The 15,052-nt window shown below is 71.0% G+C and carries 20 protein-coding genes and 1 tRNA gene; 9 read left to right on the top strand and 12 right to left on the bottom strand.

Features of this window, described 5'->3' with window-relative positions; all coding sequences use genetic code 11:
- On the bottom strand, nucleotides 1-235 hold a 235-nt coding region (locus AN233_RS18180), incomplete at its 3' end, for a GTP-binding protein (protein WP_281176574.1).
- Nucleotides 236-337: 102 nt separating this feature from the next.
- On the opposite strand from AN233_RS18180, the gene AN233_RS15155 reads away from it, so the two are divergent.
- From AN233_RS15155 to AN233_RS15145, 3 genes are all read left to right on the top strand, one after another.
- The gene (locus tag AN233_RS15155) at nucleotides 338-634 is read left to right on the top strand and encodes a hypothetical protein (protein ID WP_058367601.1); all 297 of its coding nucleotides are present in this window, start codon (nucleotides 338-340) and stop codon (nucleotides 632-634) included.
- Nucleotides 634-1,623 (top strand): ArsA family ATPase, encoded by a 990-nt coding sequence (locus tag AN233_RS15150; protein ID WP_058367600.1) that lies wholly within the window; start codon nucleotides 634-636, stop codon nucleotides 1,621-1,623. The genes AN233_RS15155 and AN233_RS15150 overlap by 1 nt, the downstream gene beginning before the upstream one ends.
- Before the next feature lie 122 nt (nucleotides 1,624-1,745).
- Nucleotides 1,746-3,620, top strand: a complete 1,875-nt coding sequence (locus AN233_RS15145) for a carbon starvation CstA family protein (protein WP_058367599.1) — start codon at nucleotides 1,746-1,748, stop codon at nucleotides 3,618-3,620.
- A 150-nt stretch (nucleotides 3,621-3,770) separates the two neighbouring features.
- Here the strand turns inward: AN233_RS15145 and AN233_RS15140 are convergent, their stop codons facing one another.
- Nucleotides 3,771-4,448 carry a hypothetical protein gene (locus tag AN233_RS15140; protein WP_218055105.1) on the bottom strand — a complete coding sequence of 226 codons (678 nt, stop codon included), beginning with the start codon at nucleotides 4,446-4,448 and terminating at the stop codon, nucleotides 3,771-3,773.
- A 3-nt stretch (nucleotides 4,449-4,451) separates the two neighbouring features.
- Nucleotides 4,452-4,832, bottom strand: a complete 381-nt coding sequence (locus tag AN233_RS15135) for a cupin domain-containing protein (protein ID WP_058367598.1) — start codon at nucleotides 4,830-4,832, stop codon at nucleotides 4,452-4,454.
- A 188-nt stretch (nucleotides 4,833-5,020) separates the two neighbouring features.
- Between AN233_RS15135 and AN233_RS15130 the strand changes: the two genes are divergently transcribed.
- The 3 genes from AN233_RS15130 to AN233_RS15120 all read left to right on the top strand — a co-directional run bounded on the left by AN233_RS15130 (nucleotide 5,021) and on the right by AN233_RS15120 (nucleotide 6,145).
- Nucleotides 5,021-5,269, top strand: a complete 249-nt coding sequence (locus AN233_RS15130) for a hypothetical protein (protein WP_058367597.1) — start codon at nucleotides 5,021-5,023, stop codon at nucleotides 5,267-5,269.
- An 85-nt stretch (nucleotides 5,270-5,354) separates the two neighbouring features.
- Nucleotides 5,355-5,642, top strand: a complete 288-nt coding sequence (locus AN233_RS15125) for a UPF0175 family protein (protein WP_058367596.1) — start codon at nucleotides 5,355-5,357, stop codon at nucleotides 5,640-5,642.
- Entirely contained in the window at nucleotides 5,639-6,145 is a 507-nt protein-coding gene (locus AN233_RS15120) for a hypothetical protein (RefSeq protein ID WP_058367595.1), read from the top strand. Before AN233_RS15125 ends, AN233_RS15120 begins: the two co-directional genes overlap by 4 nt.
- Before the next feature lie 18 nt (nucleotides 6,146-6,163).
- On the opposite strand, the gene AN233_RS17500 is transcribed toward AN233_RS15120, so the two are convergent.
- From AN233_RS17500 to AN233_RS15090, 6 genes are all read right to left on the bottom strand, one after another.
- Nucleotides 6,164-6,865, bottom strand: a complete 702-nt coding sequence (locus AN233_RS17500; RefSeq protein ID WP_058367594.1) for a hypothetical protein — start codon at nucleotides 6,863-6,865, stop codon at nucleotides 6,164-6,166.
- Nucleotides 6,866-6,979: 114 nt separating this feature from the next.
- Nucleotides 6,980-7,804 carry an NUDIX hydrolase gene (locus AN233_RS15110; protein ID WP_058367593.1) on the bottom strand — a complete coding sequence of 275 codons (825 nt, stop codon included), beginning with the start codon at nucleotides 7,802-7,804 and terminating at the stop codon, nucleotides 6,980-6,982.
- The gene (locus AN233_RS15105) at nucleotides 7,801-9,981 is read right to left on the bottom strand and encodes a hypothetical protein (RefSeq protein WP_058367592.1); all 2,181 of its coding nucleotides are present in this window, start codon (nucleotides 9,979-9,981) and stop codon (nucleotides 7,801-7,803) included. Before AN233_RS15105 ends, AN233_RS15110 begins: the two co-directional genes overlap by 4 nt.
- A 145-nt stretch (nucleotides 9,982-10,126) precedes the next feature.
- Nucleotides 10,127-10,199, bottom strand: a tRNA-Arg gene (locus AN233_RS15100).
- 116 nt (nucleotides 10,200-10,315) lie between these two features.
- Nucleotides 10,316-10,555, bottom strand: a complete 240-nt coding sequence (locus AN233_RS15095) for a hypothetical protein (protein WP_058367591.1) — start codon at nucleotides 10,553-10,555, stop codon at nucleotides 10,316-10,318.
- Between the two features lie 64 nt (nucleotides 10,556-10,619).
- Nucleotides 10,620-10,943, bottom strand: coding sequence for a hypothetical protein (locus AN233_RS15090; protein WP_058367590.1), 324 nt, complete (start codon nucleotides 10,941-10,943; stop codon nucleotides 10,620-10,622).
- A 98-nt stretch (nucleotides 10,944-11,041) separates the two neighbouring features.
- Between AN233_RS15090 and AN233_RS15085 the strand changes: the two genes are divergently transcribed.
- From AN233_RS15085 to AN233_RS15075, 3 genes are all read left to right on the top strand, one after another.
- Complete coding sequence (locus tag AN233_RS15085; RefSeq protein ID WP_058367589.1) at nucleotides 11,042-11,317, top strand: hypothetical protein; 276 nt, start codon at nucleotides 11,042-11,044, stop codon at nucleotides 11,315-11,317.
- 106 nt (nucleotides 11,318-11,423) lie between these two features.
- The gene (gene upp / locus AN233_RS15080; RefSeq protein WP_058367588.1) at nucleotides 11,424-12,101 is read left to right on the top strand and encodes a uracil phosphoribosyltransferase; all 678 of its coding nucleotides are present in this window, start codon (nucleotides 11,424-11,426) and stop codon (nucleotides 12,099-12,101) included.
- 69 nt (nucleotides 12,102-12,170) lie between these two features.
- Nucleotides 12,171-12,386, top strand: a complete 216-nt coding sequence (locus AN233_RS15075) for a DUF7569 family protein (RefSeq protein ID WP_058367587.1) — start codon at nucleotides 12,171-12,173, stop codon at nucleotides 12,384-12,386.
- 59 nt (nucleotides 12,387-12,445) lie between these two features.
- On the opposite strand, the gene AN233_RS15070 is transcribed toward AN233_RS15075, so the two are convergent.
- From AN233_RS15070 to AN233_RS15060, 3 genes are all read right to left on the bottom strand, one after another.
- Nucleotides 12,446-13,744 (bottom strand): amidohydrolase, encoded by a 1,299-nt coding sequence (locus AN233_RS15070; protein WP_058367586.1) that lies wholly within the window; start codon nucleotides 13,742-13,744, stop codon nucleotides 12,446-12,448.
- 83 nt (nucleotides 13,745-13,827) lie between these two features.
- Nucleotides 13,828-14,529 carry a hypothetical protein gene (locus tag AN233_RS15065; RefSeq protein ID WP_058367585.1) on the bottom strand — a complete coding sequence of 234 codons (702 nt, stop codon included), beginning with the start codon at nucleotides 14,527-14,529 and terminating at the stop codon, nucleotides 13,828-13,830.
- A gap of 52 nt (nucleotides 14,530-14,581) precedes the next feature.
- Nucleotides 14,582-15,037: an arsenate-mycothiol transferase ArsC gene (locus tag AN233_RS15060; RefSeq protein WP_058367584.1), complete on the bottom strand. Its 456-nt coding sequence runs from the start codon at nucleotides 15,035-15,037 to the stop codon at nucleotides 14,582-14,584.
- Between the last annotated feature and the right edge of the window lie 15 nt (nucleotides 15,038-15,052).

The raw sequence follows: 15,052 nt of genomic DNA, 5'->3' as shown, positions 1-15,052 counted from the left end.
GGTCGTCCTGTAGCTCACAGCAGATGCAGCCGTTCGACAGCTCCGCGACCCCGCCCTCCACGTCGAGGTCGGACCCCTCCGCCACGAGGTCGGCGTCGACGTTCACGTCCCCCATGTCGTTGACGAGGACGGCCACGTCGCGGTCGCCCGCGTGCCGCAGCAGGTGGTTCAGGAGGGTGGTCTTGCCCGCCCCCAGACTCCCCGAGAGGATCGTCACCGGGATCGGCTCGCTCATACCCACGCGGTGGAGGGGAACGACCTTGAAGCCGCGGTCCGCGGGCGTCGCGAGCACCGAGCCGCGACACCTTTTACCGCGCCGACCGCTACGTGTGAATCCATGACACTGGCCGAGCGCATCGACCGGTTCCTCGCGACCCTCGACGAGTGGGCGCGCGGGCTCTACCACGGGATGATCAGCCACCCGGCCTACGAGAAGATCGAGAAGGAGGCCGAGGACCTCGAGGACTCCTTCCTGCTGGCGTGCTTCCCGGACGCCTTCGGGATCCCCTCGCCGGTCTCCTACTACACGGCCGAACTGCTCCCGTACCTCGAAGACGAGTTCGAGGCGTGGGAGCGCCGGCTGTGGGACCGCGACACGCTGATCGAACGCAAGGGCCAGCAGTACCACTTCTGATGGAGCCGTTCGTCTTCTTCGGCGGCAAGGGCGGGGTCGGCAAGACCACCGTCTCGTGTGCGTACGCACAGAAATGCGCCGACGCGGGGCTGGAGACGCTCGTCGTCTCCACGGACCCGGCCCACTCCACCTCGGACGTGTTCGATCAGGAGTTCACCGACGAGCCGACGCCCGTGACGGGGATCGACGGGCTCCACGCGATGGAGATCGACCCCGACGACGAGGTGGCGGCCCACCTCGACGACATCAGGCAGCGCCTCTCCGACCAGGTCTCCCCGGCGATGGTCTCGGAGATCGACCGGCAGCTGGAGATGGCTCACCAGACGCCGGGCGCCTACGAGTCGGCGCTGTTCGACAGGTTCGTGGAGGTGATGCGCGCCTCGGAGCCGTACGACCGCGTGGTCTTCGACACCGCCCCGACCGGTTCGACGCTCCGCCTGCTCGGGCTCCCCGAGTTTCTGGAGGACTGGATCGAGCGGCTGGCTCACAAGCGCCGGCGCAGCATCGACCTCTTCGAGAAGGCCGCCATCGGCAACCGCGAGCCGCGGCGCGTGATGGACGGCGACCCGGTGTTGGCTCGCCTCCAGGAGCGGAAGGAATTCTTCGAGTTCGCCGGCGCCGCGCTACGCGAGGACGCCGCCTTCTTCCTCGTGTTGAACCCCGACCAGCTCTCGCTCAACGAGACCGCTCGCGCCATCGAGGGGATGAGCGAGCGCGACCTCGCGGTCCGCGGGCTGGTGGCCAACAAGCTCACCCCCGAGCCGGACCCCGACGAGGAGGGCCGCGGCGCCCGCTACCTCCGGGACCGCGTCGCGACCGACCGCGAGCGCATCGCCCGCGTGCGCGAGGAGTTCGCGCCGCCGCTGGTCGCGGAGATCGAGACCAGAACCAGCGAGGTGAAGGGGGACCTGCTCGCGGACGTGGCCGCCGAACTCGACGTGGAGACGGCCGCGGAGCCGCCCACCGCGGTCGACCCCGCGGCCGAGTGAGACTGAAGCCGGTGAGACTGAAACCGGTGAAAACCGGCACCAGCGGCGGCTTTTCTCGCCGGGGTTGGGTGGCAATACTTAAGTTCCCTTTTCCTCATGGTTTAGCGTGAGGTAGGGTAACAATGACGCAAGTAATCTGGATCGTGCTTGCTGTGCTGGTAACGTTCACCGTGGGGTATCTGGGGTATTCGAAGTACCTCTCCCGGTTCGTCGAACTCGACGACACCAACGAGACGCCGGCACACAAGTACGAGGACGGGCAGGAGTACGTACCGGCCAAGAAGCCGGTACTGCTGGGGCATCACTATTCGAGCATCGCGGGCGGCGCGCCCATCGTCGGTCCGATCACGGCCGGCGCCATCTGGGGCTGGGTGCCCGCGCTGGCGTGGATCGCCATCGGGAACCCGCTGATCGGGTCGGTCCACGACTTCGTCTCCCTCAGCGGGTCGATCCGCCACGAGGGGAAGAGTATCGGCTACATCGTCGGCGAGTACGTCGGCGAGCGGGGGAAGAACCTCCTGCTGTGGTTCGCGTTCCTCACGATCATCCTCGTCGTGGCGGTGTTCGCGCTCGTGGTGGGGATCGTGTTCAACGCGTTCCCGCAGGTGACGACCACCTCGTTCCTGTACGTGGCGCTGGCGCTGCTGTTCGGCGTCTACCTGTACCAGCTCAACGGACCGTTCCTCCCGGGGACCGCGCTGTTCGTCGCCGGCGTGTTCGCGTCCGTCTGGGTCGGCATCCAGTACCCGTTCGCGCTGTTCCCGGCCGTCGAGGCCGGCGCGTACCCCGAGGGGACGCTCGTCCTCGCGGACCTGATCGGACTCGGCGCCGGCGGCTGGATCCCCGGTGCGGTCGTCTCGGCGGACGCGATCCTGAAGCCGAACGTCGCGGCGTGGCTCCCGCTGATCATCGTCTACGGCGGGGTCGCGAGTGCGCTCCCGGTGTGGGTGCTGCTCCAGCCGCGTGACTACCTCTCCTCGTTCCTGCTGTACTCCGGCGTGGGCGGGGGGATCCTCGCGATCATCGTCGGCACGCTGATCACGACGCCGGCGCAGCCGCTCGTCATCGACTCGTCGATCGGCGCGTTCGAGGGCTTCTGGGGGACCGAGGCGGCCGGCGTTTGGCCGCTGTTCCCCCTGCTGTTCATCACCATCGCCTGTGGGACCGTCAGCGGGTTCCACTCGCTGGTCTCCTCGGGGACGACCTCGAAGCAGCTCAACAAGGAGACCGACGCCCGCCTGATCGGCTACGGCGGCATGCTCGGTGAGGGCCTGCTCGCGGCGCTGGCGCTGTCGACGCTGGCGGTCGCCGGCTTCGTCGCGGACGCGACCGCGGGCGGCATCGGCGGCGCGCTGCCAAACTTCGCGGCCGGCGGCGGTATCATCCTCACGAGCCTCGGCATCCCGCAAACGATCGGTGCCGTGTTCATGGCACTCGTGCTCGTGAGCTTCCTGCTCACCTCCACCGACACGGCGGTCCGGCTGGGCCGCTACATGATGGAGGAGATCGTCGGCGCGCCCGCGGGCGAGACGACGACCGGGCTCTCGGGCGACTTCGGCGGCTTCGCCCGCGGCCGGTACACCAACCCCGTGCTACAGGGCGTCATCGCCTACGTGCTCGTCATCTCCGGCGAGTGGGTGACGCTGTGGGGGCTGTTCGGCAGCGCCAACCAGCTGCTGGCGGCGCTCGCGCTGCTGACGGCGACCATCTGGCTCGCCAACTGGGACGAGTCCAAGCAGCTGCTCAGCACGGGCGTCCCGATGGCGCTGATGGTGGCGATCACCGTCACGGCGCTGACGTTCATCGCTCTGTATCGGAACATCTACACGAACATCCTGCAGGGCGGTGCGGACGGCACCGCGGCGATGATCTCCTCGGGCGTGCAGGCGGTCCTCGGATTCGTGCTGGTCTGGCTGGCGCTCTCGCTGGTCAAGATCGGCTACGAGAACCTCGCCAACGTGCGCGAGGGGGTCGGATCCGCGCCCGCGGACGACTGACCCGATCGGTCGACGCGAATCGTCCCGCTGCGGGACGCTCGTCCCGGACGCGTTCGGTGCCCGCGGCGAGTTCCCCGCGGCCTCCTGCCCTCCTCATTTCACCTCGCGAGCGGCCGCGCTCGGTGCCAAAAACCTCTATCTCCCGCCGTCTCAGGTCCAGAACCGCCGGGCGAACCGCGAGAGGAACCCCTCGCGCTCCTCGCTCACGTCCTCCCAGAGGGTGAACGCCTCGGCGGCGTCGGCCGCCTCGCTGGCGACGATCGCCTCCGCGTCGGGGGCGACGACGATCAGGTTCACGTCGTAGTGGCCGTAGTAGCCGAACTTCAGCAAGGTCCGGTCGCGGAACCCGTCCACGAACGCCCGCACGTCGTCCGGGACCGCCTCGGTCACGAGCGCGAACGTCACGTCCGTGCCGTAGTGTTCCTCGTCAGGGTCGACGCGCTCGTCGGCCACGTCGTGGCCCCGCTCGACGAGCCGCTCCAGTTCGCGGACCGTGACCCCTTCCTCGCGGCGCGCGAACAGGTACTCCTCGGCCTCGTGGTCGGCGTAGCTGAGCGCCGGGTGGAGGAACTGCTTCTCGTTGCGCACGCGCATCTCGCCGTAGAGGTCCCACCGCTCGCCGTCGAGCCGGTAGTCCTTCTCCAGGTCGTAGCCGTACATCAGCCGGTCGCCGACGCGGTCGAGGTACTCGTCATCCCAGTCCGGAACGGCCTCCCTGATCTCCGGCGGGAGGCGGTCGGGGTCGACGCGGTCGGCCCCGCTCGATTCGGTCCCACTCGACCCGGCGTCCGCCGACCCGGCGTCGACGCGCTCGGAGTCGCCGCTCATGGCTTACTCCTCGTCGGGGTCGTAGGCGTGGGCGTCCCCCGAGACCGCGGGCGCCCCGATGGCGAGGACGGTCGCGGCTTCGTCCGCGTCCGCCGGCACGTGCGCGCGCTGGGGGCTTCCCGGGTCGACCGCGAACAGGTGGTCGCTCGGCACCTCGTGGGTCCCCTCCGGCGTTTCCACCCACAGCGTCCCGTCGAGGACGTAGAACGCCTCCTCCTGTTCGTCGTGGTAGTGGTACGCCAGCGGGATCTCCTCGCCCGGTTCGGCGCGGAAGCGGTTTACCGCCATCGCCTCCAGCCCCGCCGGGCCGCCGAGCTTCCGGCACTCGCTCGGCCGGTCCGGCTCCGGCTCCACCGCGTCCGCGTCCACGTTTCGATATCCCATGGCTGGAAATACCACACCCCGGATAAAAGCCCGTCGGCGTCGGACGAGAGCGGTCGAGCGTCGCGGGCGGCGACCGGTCGCCGTCGGCCCCAGTGGTCGGCGACGGACCGCGGAGCGGTCGTGTGCGCGCCGCGCACGCGGAGATGCGTTTAACACGCCGGCGCACCAATAGCGTGGTAGACGGACCCATGGGAGAGAAGAAACAGGCCGAGACCTGCGGCCGGTGCTCGATGACGACGGTCGTCGACGCGCTGGACGCCATCGACGGCGAAGACGGCGGCGAGGGCGGAACGGGCGGCCTCCGGAGCGACCCCTTCGCCGGGGAACGCATCGAGGTCGACGAGGACGAGTTCCGTCGCGCGTCGCCCGCCGTGTGGCTCTCGAAGGCGAGCGCGTGGCTCGACGAGGCGGCACAGCGGATCGCGTACGGCCGCTGACGGGTTCGGCTCCCGCACCGTCCGCGTCCCGCTCGGGCGGCCCCGGACGCATCCTTTAACACCCACCCCCGTGTCAGAGCGAGGCATGGAACGGGTGGAGGTGGCGCTCGACGACGACCTCGCGGGCGACCTCGCACGATACGCACGGACGGAGCACGTGCCGCGCGACGCCGCGGCCGAGCGGCTGCTGTCGGACGCGCTCGCGGAGTGGCGTCGCGACCGCGCGGTGGAGCGATTCGCGGCCGGCGAGGTGTCGTTCGCGCGCGGCGCCGAGATCGCGGAACTGGACCCGTGGGCGTTCGCCGACCTCCTGCAAGAGCGGTCGGTGACCTGGGTCGACTCCGAACGGGTCGCCGCGGAACTGGACGGATGACCCTCGTGGTCGCCGTCTCCGCGCTGGCGGCGCTGGGCCGAGCCGAGCGGCTAGACGTTCTGGCGGGCGTCGACGAGGAGGTGCTCGTTCCCGAGACCGTCTTCGACACGCTGGCCGCCGCCGCCCCGGAGACGCCCCCCGCGAGCGCGCTGGTCCGGCTCGGCGACGCCGACGCCCTCCGCGCGGTCGCGGTCTCGGACGCACCGCTGTACGAGCGGCTCCGCACGAACGACCGGCTGGCCGACGCCGACGCCGCGGCCGTCGCGCTCGCGGACCTCGTCTCCGGCGCCCTCGTCGCGGAGGAGCCGTACCTCGGCCGGATCGCCGCCGCGGAAGGCGTTCCGACCACGACGGTCCCCGGAGTGCTGTCGGCCGCGGTCGCGAACGGCGACCTTCCGGCCCCCCGCGCGCTCGACGCGTTCGACGACCTCCTCGACGCCGGCTGGTACGGCCGGCCTGACCTCTACGCGGCGTTCATCAGCGCGCTCGACGCCGCCGAGTGACGGCGGTCCCGACCGGTCTCAGAACAGCCCCGCCACGTCGTCCTCCTTCGCACGCTCGCGCTCGACCCGGTCCCGAAGCCGTGCGTACACGGGCGCACGCTGGTCGGGGTCGGAGAGGAACGCGGTCAGCAGCTCCGCGTAGCGCGTCCGTCCGGTCCCCCGCTCCTCGCGGGCGTAGCGCGCGGCGTCCGCGACGACCGCGGGGTCGACGCCGTCGACGGCGTCCGCGAGCAACTCGACGGCGAGCAGCACCGCGTCCAGGTCCGGTTCCGTGAGGGGGTCGGGCGCGTCGGGCGCGAGGTCGGGGAGGGGCTCCCGTTCGCTGACCGTCGGGTCCGCCGCGGTGGCCGAGAGCGTCGCGAGGTGCTCTCCGAGGTCCCCGACTGCGATCCCGCGGTGACCGGCCGGTACCGACGCGAGCGACTCCCGCGCGGTGGCGGCCGCCGCCCGAACGCCGTCCGAATCGCCCCGCCGCGCACCGCGGACGGCGTCGAGGAGACCGATCAGTCCGCGGAGCAGGCGCTCGTCGTCGCTCCCCGTCGGCAGCGGACGCCACGCGCGCTCGAACGATTCGCGAGCCGCGCGAAGGTGACCCTGAGTGAGGAGCATGCGCCCGGCGTCGAGCGCGGCCCCGACAGAGACCGGCTCGCGGTCCGGCTCTGGCTCCGGCTCACGCCCGGACTCGACGCCCTCGTCCGTTCCGTCTTCGTCTCGCGTCACGTCGAACGGTCGGAGTCGCGCGCCGTTAAACGGTTCGGCGGTCGGAGATTCGTCCCCGCGGACGCGTTCGCCGTTCCGGGAGGCTGTCGGCGGGGTCGAGTGTGACCGCGCTGATCAGTACACCGTCTCGCGGAGGTACTGCAGAAACGGAACGAGCTCGTCCGCACTCGCGGCACGCAGCGCTGTCGGTGAAAACCGGCGGACCGGCCGGTTCCCCTCTCCGTCCGCGAACGCCAGTCCCGGACGGTCCGGAGTACGGGCGACCGCGCGAAGCTCCAGCGTGTTGGCGTCCTCGACGAACGTCGCGAGCAGGGACGCTCGCTCGACGTGGTCGCCCGCGACCGTCTCGACGGCGGCCAGATGCGGCTCGTAGGCGTCCGGCACGGTCGTCGGCAGCCGATCCCAGGCGGTCGGGTCCGGGTCAAGCCCCGCGTTCGCGACCGTCTCGGCGTACACCGCCCGAAGCGTTTCCTCGGCGCCCGCTCCCGGGTCCGGGGCGACGAAGGCCGGCTCGCCGTCGTCCGTGACGAGCAGCTCCTCGTACAGCTCGCGGTAGGCGGTCTCCAGGGGCGCGTGGTCGAGGCGACCGGCGGGCGTCGTCCACGCGCCCGGATCGAAGCTCGCTCTCCCCGACCGCCGGAGACAGATCAGGTCGTCGCCGGCAAGCAGTGCGACGCCGGCGCCGATCAGGAACGGCCCCTCGATGCGGACCGTCTCCCCGTCCGCGGTCATCCTGGGGTCGCACCCCGCGACCTCTCTGACGGTTGTGTATGCGCCCGGCACGTCTCGAAACGCAACCACGGGATCGAGGGGGTCGACGGCGACGAGCCAGCGGTTCCGCGCCCGGTCGTGGACAGCGGTCCGTCCCTTGAGGAAGACCGCGTCCGGGTGACCCTCGGGGAGCAGGCCGTGCATCCCGTCGCGGTCCTCCGCGGTCACGACCTCTCACCGCCCCGCCTCGCGTCGCCCGTCTCCGCGCTCCCGGTGTCCGGACCGCCCCCGCCGTCGTCGCGAAACGCGATCGAGAGGTCGGCACGCCCCAGGCGGGTCTCGGTCGGCGCTTCGAGGACCTCGGCGTCTCCGACCTCGATCCGGAGCCGCTCCGCCGCCCGCTCGTCGAAGAAGGGATCGCCGAGGTCCTCGATGTCCTCGTCGTCGTAGGTCACCTGATAGAGGACGTCCGGATCGAGGTCGGGGAACCCCCGCCGCCGCTGGTCGTTCCAGAACAGGAAGCCGGCCTTCGACCCGAGCGCCGAGAGACCGACTATCGCGTGGGCTTGCTCCCCCTCGGCGTCGTCGTCTCCCTCCGCCGTTCTCCCATCGATCGGGTGCCGAAACAACAGGAATGCGGGGTCGTCGCGGCTCAGGAGGTCCTCCTCGACGACCGCGGAGACGAAGTACTCCGCGGGGAACTGGATCCCGTCGGGGTCGGCGAAGGCGTTCTCGGCGAGGTCGACGTTCTCGTAGCCCGCCGCCTTCAGCGTGAGGATGAGCTTCCGGAGCCCCACGTTGTGCTCGGCGCCACCGAGGAACAGGTGGTGAACCCGCTCCTCCGGCCACTCGACGCCGGCGAATATCGGCTCCTCGGGCAGGGATCCGTCGAGCCGTTCGGGGGAATGGGCGACGCTCGCGAACGCCTTGACCGGGAGTCGGATCCCGTGACTGCTCCCGGTTCGGTCCAGATCCGTCGTCACGTCGTCGTCCCCCTCACCGGCGAGGCGACGCAGTCCCGCCACCACCCGTCCGACCGGTCCCCGGTGGGGATCCGTCGTCGTGACGAGGGTGTCCACGCCGACCACCTCCACGTCCACGGTCTCCTCACCGCTGAACGAGCCCCCGGCCCACGCCGTCTCCAGCCCGGCCGCCGCGGCGACCGCCGCGTGGTCGTCGGGATCGGCCGCGAGCGCGTCGGCCAGTTCCGCTCCCGCCGTCACCCGCGTCCGACGGTCGGGACCCAGCAGTTCGCGGAAGTACTCGCTCACGTAGAAGACGCCGTATCCGAGGAGCGAGTTACCGAGCCGCGTGCGTCCCTCTCCGGTGTCGGGCTCGTTCAACACCACGTCGGAACGGGAGAACGCGGCGGACTCGCCGTAGAAGCGCGACCGGAACCCGAGCGTTCGCGTCGCCGCGAGCGGCACGAGCACCGCGAGGAACGCCGCCGCGCACAGGACCGGAAATTCCGGGAGCGGGGCCGCGTTCGAGGCCAGCCACAGCGCTCCGACGACGACGGCGGCGGGGACCGCTTCGCGCCACGGCACGCGCCACGGGGCGACCGCCGCTGCGAGGACGAGCACGCCGGCGACTCCGGCGGTCGTCGTCGGGGACATCGGTCGCCCGAGCGCGGCCGTGATCGACTCGGTGGCGACTGGGATCGCAAGTCCGATCAACAGCATCGCCCGGAAACGCCGGACCCGGTCGTCGAACAGCGCGTGTTCGAGTTCGAGCCGGCGCGGGCCACCGCGAAAGCGGACGTAGACCGCGTCCACGAAGACGTTGCGGTAGTGTGGACGGTCGCCGTACGTTCCCGTGACGGCGATGTCGTCGCGGCCCAACACCAGCAGGGGATCGCGGTCGGAGAGGTGCGCGGTGAACGGGAACCAGTAGTTACCGACCTTCAGCGTGTCCCAGCGCGCGATGAGCAGCAACTGCCGGAGGTGGTCGAACGCGCGGCGGACCCGCGATCCGAGCTCGGTGACTGCCCCGCGAACGGGGGACACGAGGTAATGCCAAAGGTGCGCGACGAGGAGCGCCCCCGCGACGACGGCGATCGGGTACGCCGACAGCAGCCGGACGAGGTCGCCGCCGAGCGCCGCGCGGAGGACCAACGCGACGTCCGCGCTCGTCGCGGCGTCGCTGACGAGGAAGACGATCCCGGCGACGACGGCGAGGAGGCTCGCCAGCGAGGTCGCCGTCCAGAAGGCAGGACCGAGCAGCGCGATCCGCCGGAGGTCCGAGTCGGACGCGGCGTGTTTGCGGGCCGCGAACTCGTCGCGTTTGTCCAGCGTCAGTCCGTTCGCGAGGACAACGCGCTCATCGACCGCCTCGGAATCGGCGCCGCGCTCGTCGGGCTCCGTCGCCCCGTCGTCGTCACCACCGTCGGTTCCGGTGCGAGACACGTGCGAGACCACACCACGACACTACAAGTAGCTGAGGGAGTCGACGGGATCGAAAGCGGGGGACGAGGGCGGCCCGGCGAGCGGGCACCGCCGGCCGCGGCCGCGGCGCAGTCGCTCCGGCGTCGACCGTCCGAGAAAGCGGAAACGTCCTGACGGAGATTTGAACTCCGGTCCCTGGCTCCGCAAGCCAAGAGGATAGTCCACTACCCTACCAGGACTCACCTACACGTACCGCGGTTATACTTAAGACGGTTACGGTACGGCGACGGGGTGCGTTACGTCCGCACTGCACGCGGCCGCTCTCGCGTTCCAACAGGGGAGTGCGTTCGACGCCTCAGCAGGCGCATCCGGTGCCGGACGCGCGCTCGAACCGGAGCGGTTCGCCGCAGTCGGGACATAACGGCGTGCCGTCGTCCGAGAGGTCGAGCCCCTCGGGTTCCACCTCGACGTCCCGGACGCGGACGCCGCAGTCGTCACACCAGTACGCGCCGCTGGAGCCGTCGTCGCCGCCCTCCTCCGGAGCCTTCGGCCGTGACGATTTCAGCGTCTCGGTGATCGTGTCTACGATTCCCATGCTGAGCGCTTTGGCACCGCGGGCCTAAACACCACCCCGTTCGTGCGAACTGTTCGCACGGCAGTCACAGAAGGGGAACCGTCAATCCGACGAAGAGCGCCAGCAGCGCCAGCGCGAGGTACACCAGCGTGGCGAAGCGGTCGGCGGGGTCGACCTCACCGGCTACCTCCGGGTGCGCATCCCGGACCAACCAGCGGTACGCCCCGACCGCGGTCAGCAGGAACGCGCCCCCGGAGACGGCGAGCGACGCCGCCAGCGAGAGCCCGTACGCCTGCCCGTATATCGGGCCGATGGAGACCGAGACCATGAACGCGAGTGCGACCACCACCAGCACGGGCACCGGGTCGACCGGCGTTCCCTCCGCGTTGCGGAGCGCAGGACGGCGCATGACGGATGGGGTTCGGGTCGCGACGCAATGAGTGTGTGGGTCACTCGCACGCTCCAACGCGGCGAACGGTTAAGTGGTCGCTCCTCCCGAACTGGGACATGAGCGAATCGGACGGGGGCGACCGCGAGGACGCGGCGGGGGAAGGCGCCGGGAGTGAGGACCGGGAGGACCCGGCGGGGTTCGAGGACGCAGTCGCGTCGTCGTCGGGCAGTCCGCTCGTCCTGTTGGGGCTGAACGCGGTGCTGTCGGCGACGTTCGCGTGGATCGCCGTCTGGGGAATGGGGCTACTCGGACTGGTGGCGTACACCCCGGTCAACGTCGCGACCGCGGCGATCGTGTTGTTCGCGCTGACGTACGTGCTCGTGTTGCAGTAGGGGCCGGAGCATGTCGACAGCACGAGGGGCGTCAGGATGCCCCGCGCTGACGACCCACGCGGGCGATACAGGTGTTTTAAGGGTCAGCCGACCCCGCTCACGGGTAATGACCATCGAGGACCGAGACGACGCGCACCTCATCACGCACGCGCTGGCGAAGGACACGCTCTCGCGGCTCCGCGACGTGGAGACGGAGCAGGTCGCGTTCCGGAAGGGGCTGGTGAAGCTCGGTCGGATCTGCGGCTACGAGATCATCGACGGCGCGATGGAGACGGAGTACGTCCCCGTCGAGACGCCGCTGGAGGAGACCACCGGCGAGCGCGTGAAGGGGCTCGACGACGTGGTGATCATCAACGTCCTCCGCGCCGCGACCCCGTTCGTGGAGGGACTGCTGAAGGCCTTCCCGCGCGCCAAGCAGGGCGTCATCTCCGCCGGCCGCGACGAGGAAGCCGGGATGAACGAGGCGGGCGAGTTCCCCATCACCATCGACTACGTGAAGCTCCCCGAGATCAGCTCCGACGACACGATCATCGTCGCCGACCCGATGCTCGCGACCGGGTCGACGATGTGTGCCGTCCTCGACCACATCCTCGCGGAGGCGGACGCCTACGAGAACCTCTTCGTGCTCTCGGCGGTCTCCGCGCCGGACGGACTGGTCCGCGTGAGCGAGGGGTTCCCGGACGCCGACCTGCTGACCGTCGCCATCGACGACCACCTCAACGAGGAGGGGTTCATCATCCCGGGCCTCGGCGACGCCGGCGACCGCGCGTTCCGGACGACGTAGCGCCGCGCGCGCTCGAACGCGGCGTGTCGCGCGCGTAACGACTATGGCAGTTCCCTCCGACGACGGGGTATGAGCGACGCCCCGCCGGACGACCCCTGCGACGCCTGCGGCGACGCGACCGCGGACGCGCTCGCGCGCACGGTGCGGCTCAGCGTCGACCGGGCCAACATCGACACCCAGCGGCTCTGCCCCGACTGCTTCGCCGGCTGGATCGACCGCTATCAGGAGCACATGCAGTCCGACCCGGAGCCGACCGTCGACGGCGACGACATCATCGTCGACTGAGCGGTGCGGATCCGGTCGACGACCGCCTTGCGGTCTCCGCTCCGCAGTCTCGGCCCCGCCTACTTCGCGGCGTCGACGCGCGCCACGAGGTCGGCGGCGTGTTCGGCGGCCCGGTCCTGTACCGCCTCCGCGTCCAGCGTCAGCACGTCGCGGTTCTCCATCAGTACCGCGCCGTCACAGACCGTGTGGCGCACGTCCGACCCGCGGGCGGCGTACGCGAGGTGCGAGACGACATCGTGGGTCGGCGTGAGGTGCGGCGCGTCGAAGTCGACGACGATCAGGTCCGCGGCCGCGCCGGCCTCCACCCGCCCGCCGGGGAGGCCGGTCGCGGCGGCGCCGCCCGCGGTCGCCATCTCCACGACCGCCTCAGCAGGGACCGCCGCGGGGTCGTCCGCGGCGACCTTGCCGACCATCGCCGCGTCGCGCATCTCGTCGAACAGGTCGAGGTCGTTGTTCGAGGCGGCGCCGTCCGTCCCGATTCCCACCGTCACGCCGGCGTCGCGGAGGCGCTGGACCGGGGCCAGCCCGCTCGCGAGCTTCATGTTCGATGCGGGGCAGTGAACGACCGCGGTGTCGGTCGCGGCGAGCCGCGCGATCTCCGCATCGTCGACGTGGACGCCGTGCGCGAAGAAGTTCCCCGGACCGAGCGCGCCGGCGTCCTCGGCGTACTCGATCGGGCGCTCGCCGCGCTCCTCGACGATGGGCGCGACCTCGTCGCTCGTCTCGTTTGCGTGGAGGTGGACTGGCAGGTCGTGAGCGGCCGCGAGTTCCAGCCCCTCGCGGAGGTACGCTTCGCCCACGGTCGTCAGCGAGTGGGGCGCGAACATCGTCCGTATCCGCCCGTCGGCGGCGCCGTCGAGCTCCGTCGCCACTGCGATCGACTCCTCCACGTCCGCGGTCGCGTCCGCGTCCTCTTTCCCGACCGTGACGACGCCGTGGCCGAGTCTGGCCCGAAGCCCCGCGCGGTCGACGGCCGCGGCCACGCGGTCCATCTCGAAGTACATGTCCGCGAAGGCGGTCGTCCCCGAGCGGATCATCTCCAGCAGGCCGAGCTCCGCGCCGACCTCCACGTCCTCGGGGGTCAGCTCGGCCTCGGCCGGCCAGATATCCTCCTGGAGCCAGGCGTCGAGCTCCTTGTCGTCGGCGTAGCCGCGGAGCAGGGTCATCGCGACGTGGGTGTGGGCGTTGACGAGCCCCGGCATCACCACGCCGCCCTCGGCGTCGAGCCGACGGTCGCCCTCTAGGTCCGGCCCGACCGCCTCTATCGTGCCCGCGTCGGCGTCGACCAGTACGTCGTCCTCGGTGACGCGGCCGTCCGGGCGGAGGACCCGGCCGCCCGCGATGACGAGCGTCTCCATGCCGGCGACTCCGCCGTCCCGGCCCCTAACTCCGTCGCTCCGCGACGGGGGCGGCGACGATCGACGCCGCGCGACGACGACGCCTACCGCTCACGCAGGCGTGCGATCCGATCCCCCAGCGGCGGCTGCACCTCGAACCACGTCCGCCACGTCCCGGTCTCGGGCTCGACGCCGCGGAGCGCGGCCGCGCGCTCGAAGGCGTCCGCGAGCGTCTCCGCGCCCACGCGGTCGGCCGCCCGCGCGTCCGCCGCGTACTGCACGCGCCGACCGGCCCAGAAGGCGACGAAGCCGACCGCGGCCAACGCGGAAAAGCCCGCCTCGAAGGGGACGAGCGTCGTCACCACCGCTGCCAGCAGCGCCAGCACCGCGGCGGTCGCGACGGCGCGGAACTCGTTGTAGTAGGTCACGAGCCGTCCCGCCTCCGCGGCCAGCAGGGCGGTCGCGGTTCCGTCCTCGAGGTCGAACACGCCCGGTGTGAGAAACAGGACGCGCCGACCGGGCGGGCCGCGGACGGAGATCTCGACCGATCCGGGGTCGTCGCTCCCCTCTGCGTCGTCGGATACCTCTGCGTCGTCGGGTTTCTGCCCGCCGCTCGGCGAGAACACCGCGACGCGCTCGACATCGAGTCCAGCTTCTTCCCGGAGGGCGTCGAGGCGCCGTCGCTCGGCGTCGGTCGGCGGCCGCGTCTCGCGGAACCGGTCGGCGGCGTACAGCGGGCCGACCGTCGCCGCGAGGAACGCGACGACGGGAACGACGGCGACGAGCGCGAGCGCGACCGTACTCATGCCCGGTCGTGCGGGCGGCCGCCGGGAAAAGGGTCCGGTCCGGGGCGGGGACTCAGGTCCCCGTCTCGATCGCGGCCTCGATCTCGTCGAACAGGTCGGAGACGCGCTCCTCGATCTCGTCGCGGATCGCGGCGACCGCCTCGGGGGAGCCGCCGTCGGGGTCGGTGAGCGCCCAGTCGCGCACGTCCGTCCCCTCGCCGACGGTCCCCACGTCGAGCGTGGAACAGCCCATCGTCGCGACGTAGTCGCAGGACTGCAGTTCCTCCTCGGTGATCGCCCGAGGCGTGCGGTCCGAGATGTCGATACCGCGGTCGGCCATCGCGTCGACGACCTCCTCGTGGACGGCGTCCGCGGGGCGGGTGCCGCCGGTGAGGATCTCGACGCTGTCGGTCAGTCCGCGCGCCTCGCGCTCGCGCTCCGCGAAGGCGGTCGACATCTGCGAGCGGCCGGCGTTCTGAACGCACATGAAGGCGACGCGGATCGGGTCGGTGGATGTGTTCTGGGTCATGGTTGTAGTGCGTGT

Origin of the sequence: Haloparvum sedimenti (assembly GCF_001462205.1) — an archaeon.
Taxonomy (GTDB): domain Archaea; phylum Halobacteriota; class Halobacteria; order Halobacteriales; family Haloferacaceae; genus Haloparvum; species Haloparvum sedimenti.
This window is presented reverse-complemented; position numbering and strand designations above follow the sequence as displayed.

Bases quoted from the DNA above. Each gene is read 5' to 3' on its own strand.
- AN233_RS15145 (WP_058367599.1), top strand. From the start codon at position 1,746: ATGACGCAAGTAATCTGGATCGTGCTTGCTGTGCTGGTAACGTTCACC.
- upp (WP_058367588.1), top strand. From the start codon at position 11,424: ATGACCATCGAGGACCGAGACGACGCGCACCTCATCACGCACGCGCTG.
- AN233_RS15140 (WP_218055105.1), bottom strand. From the start codon at position 4,448: ATGAGCGGCGACTCCGAGCGCGTCGACGCCGGGTCGGCGGACGCCGGG.
- AN233_RS15060 (WP_058367584.1), bottom strand. From the start codon at position 15,037: ATGACCCAGAACACATCCACCGACCCGATCCGCGTCGCCTTCATGTGC.
- AN233_RS15155 (WP_058367601.1), top strand. From the start codon at position 338: ATGACACTGGCCGAGCGCATCGACCGGTTCCTCGCGACCCTCGACGAG.
- AN233_RS15130 (WP_058367597.1), top strand. From the start codon at position 5,021: ATGGGAGAGAAGAAACAGGCCGAGACCTGCGGCCGGTGCTCGATGACG.
- AN233_RS15120 (WP_058367595.1), top strand. From the start codon at position 5,639: ATGACCCTCGTGGTCGCCGTCTCCGCGCTGGCGGCGCTGGGCCGAGCC.
- AN233_RS15125 (WP_058367596.1), top strand. From the start codon at position 5,355: ATGGAACGGGTGGAGGTGGCGCTCGACGACGACCTCGCGGGCGACCTC.
- AN233_RS15150 (WP_058367600.1), top strand. From the start codon at position 634: ATGGAGCCGTTCGTCTTCTTCGGCGGCAAGGGCGGGGTCGGCAAGACC.
- AN233_RS15095 (WP_058367591.1), bottom strand. From the start codon at position 10,555: ATGGGAATCGTAGACACGATCACCGAGACGCTGAAATCGTCACGGCCG.
- AN233_RS15090 (WP_058367590.1), bottom strand. From the start codon at position 10,943: ATGCGCCGTCCTGCGCTCCGCAACGCGGAGGGAACGCCGGTCGACCCG.
- AN233_RS15135 (WP_058367598.1), bottom strand. From the start codon at position 4,832: ATGGGATATCGAAACGTGGACGCGGACGCGGTGGAGCCGGAGCCGGAC.
- AN233_RS15065 (WP_058367585.1), bottom strand. From the start codon at position 14,529: ATGAGTACGGTCGCGCTCGCGCTCGTCGCCGTCGTTCCCGTCGTCGCG.
- AN233_RS15075 (WP_058367587.1), top strand. From the start codon at position 12,171: ATGAGCGACGCCCCGCCGGACGACCCCTGCGACGCCTGCGGCGACGCG.
- AN233_RS15085 (WP_058367589.1), top strand. From the start codon at position 11,042: ATGAGCGAATCGGACGGGGGCGACCGCGAGGACGCGGCGGGGGAAGGC.
- AN233_RS15070 (WP_058367586.1), bottom strand. From the start codon at position 13,744: ATGGAGACGCTCGTCATCGCGGGCGGCCGGGTCCTCCGCCCGGACGGC.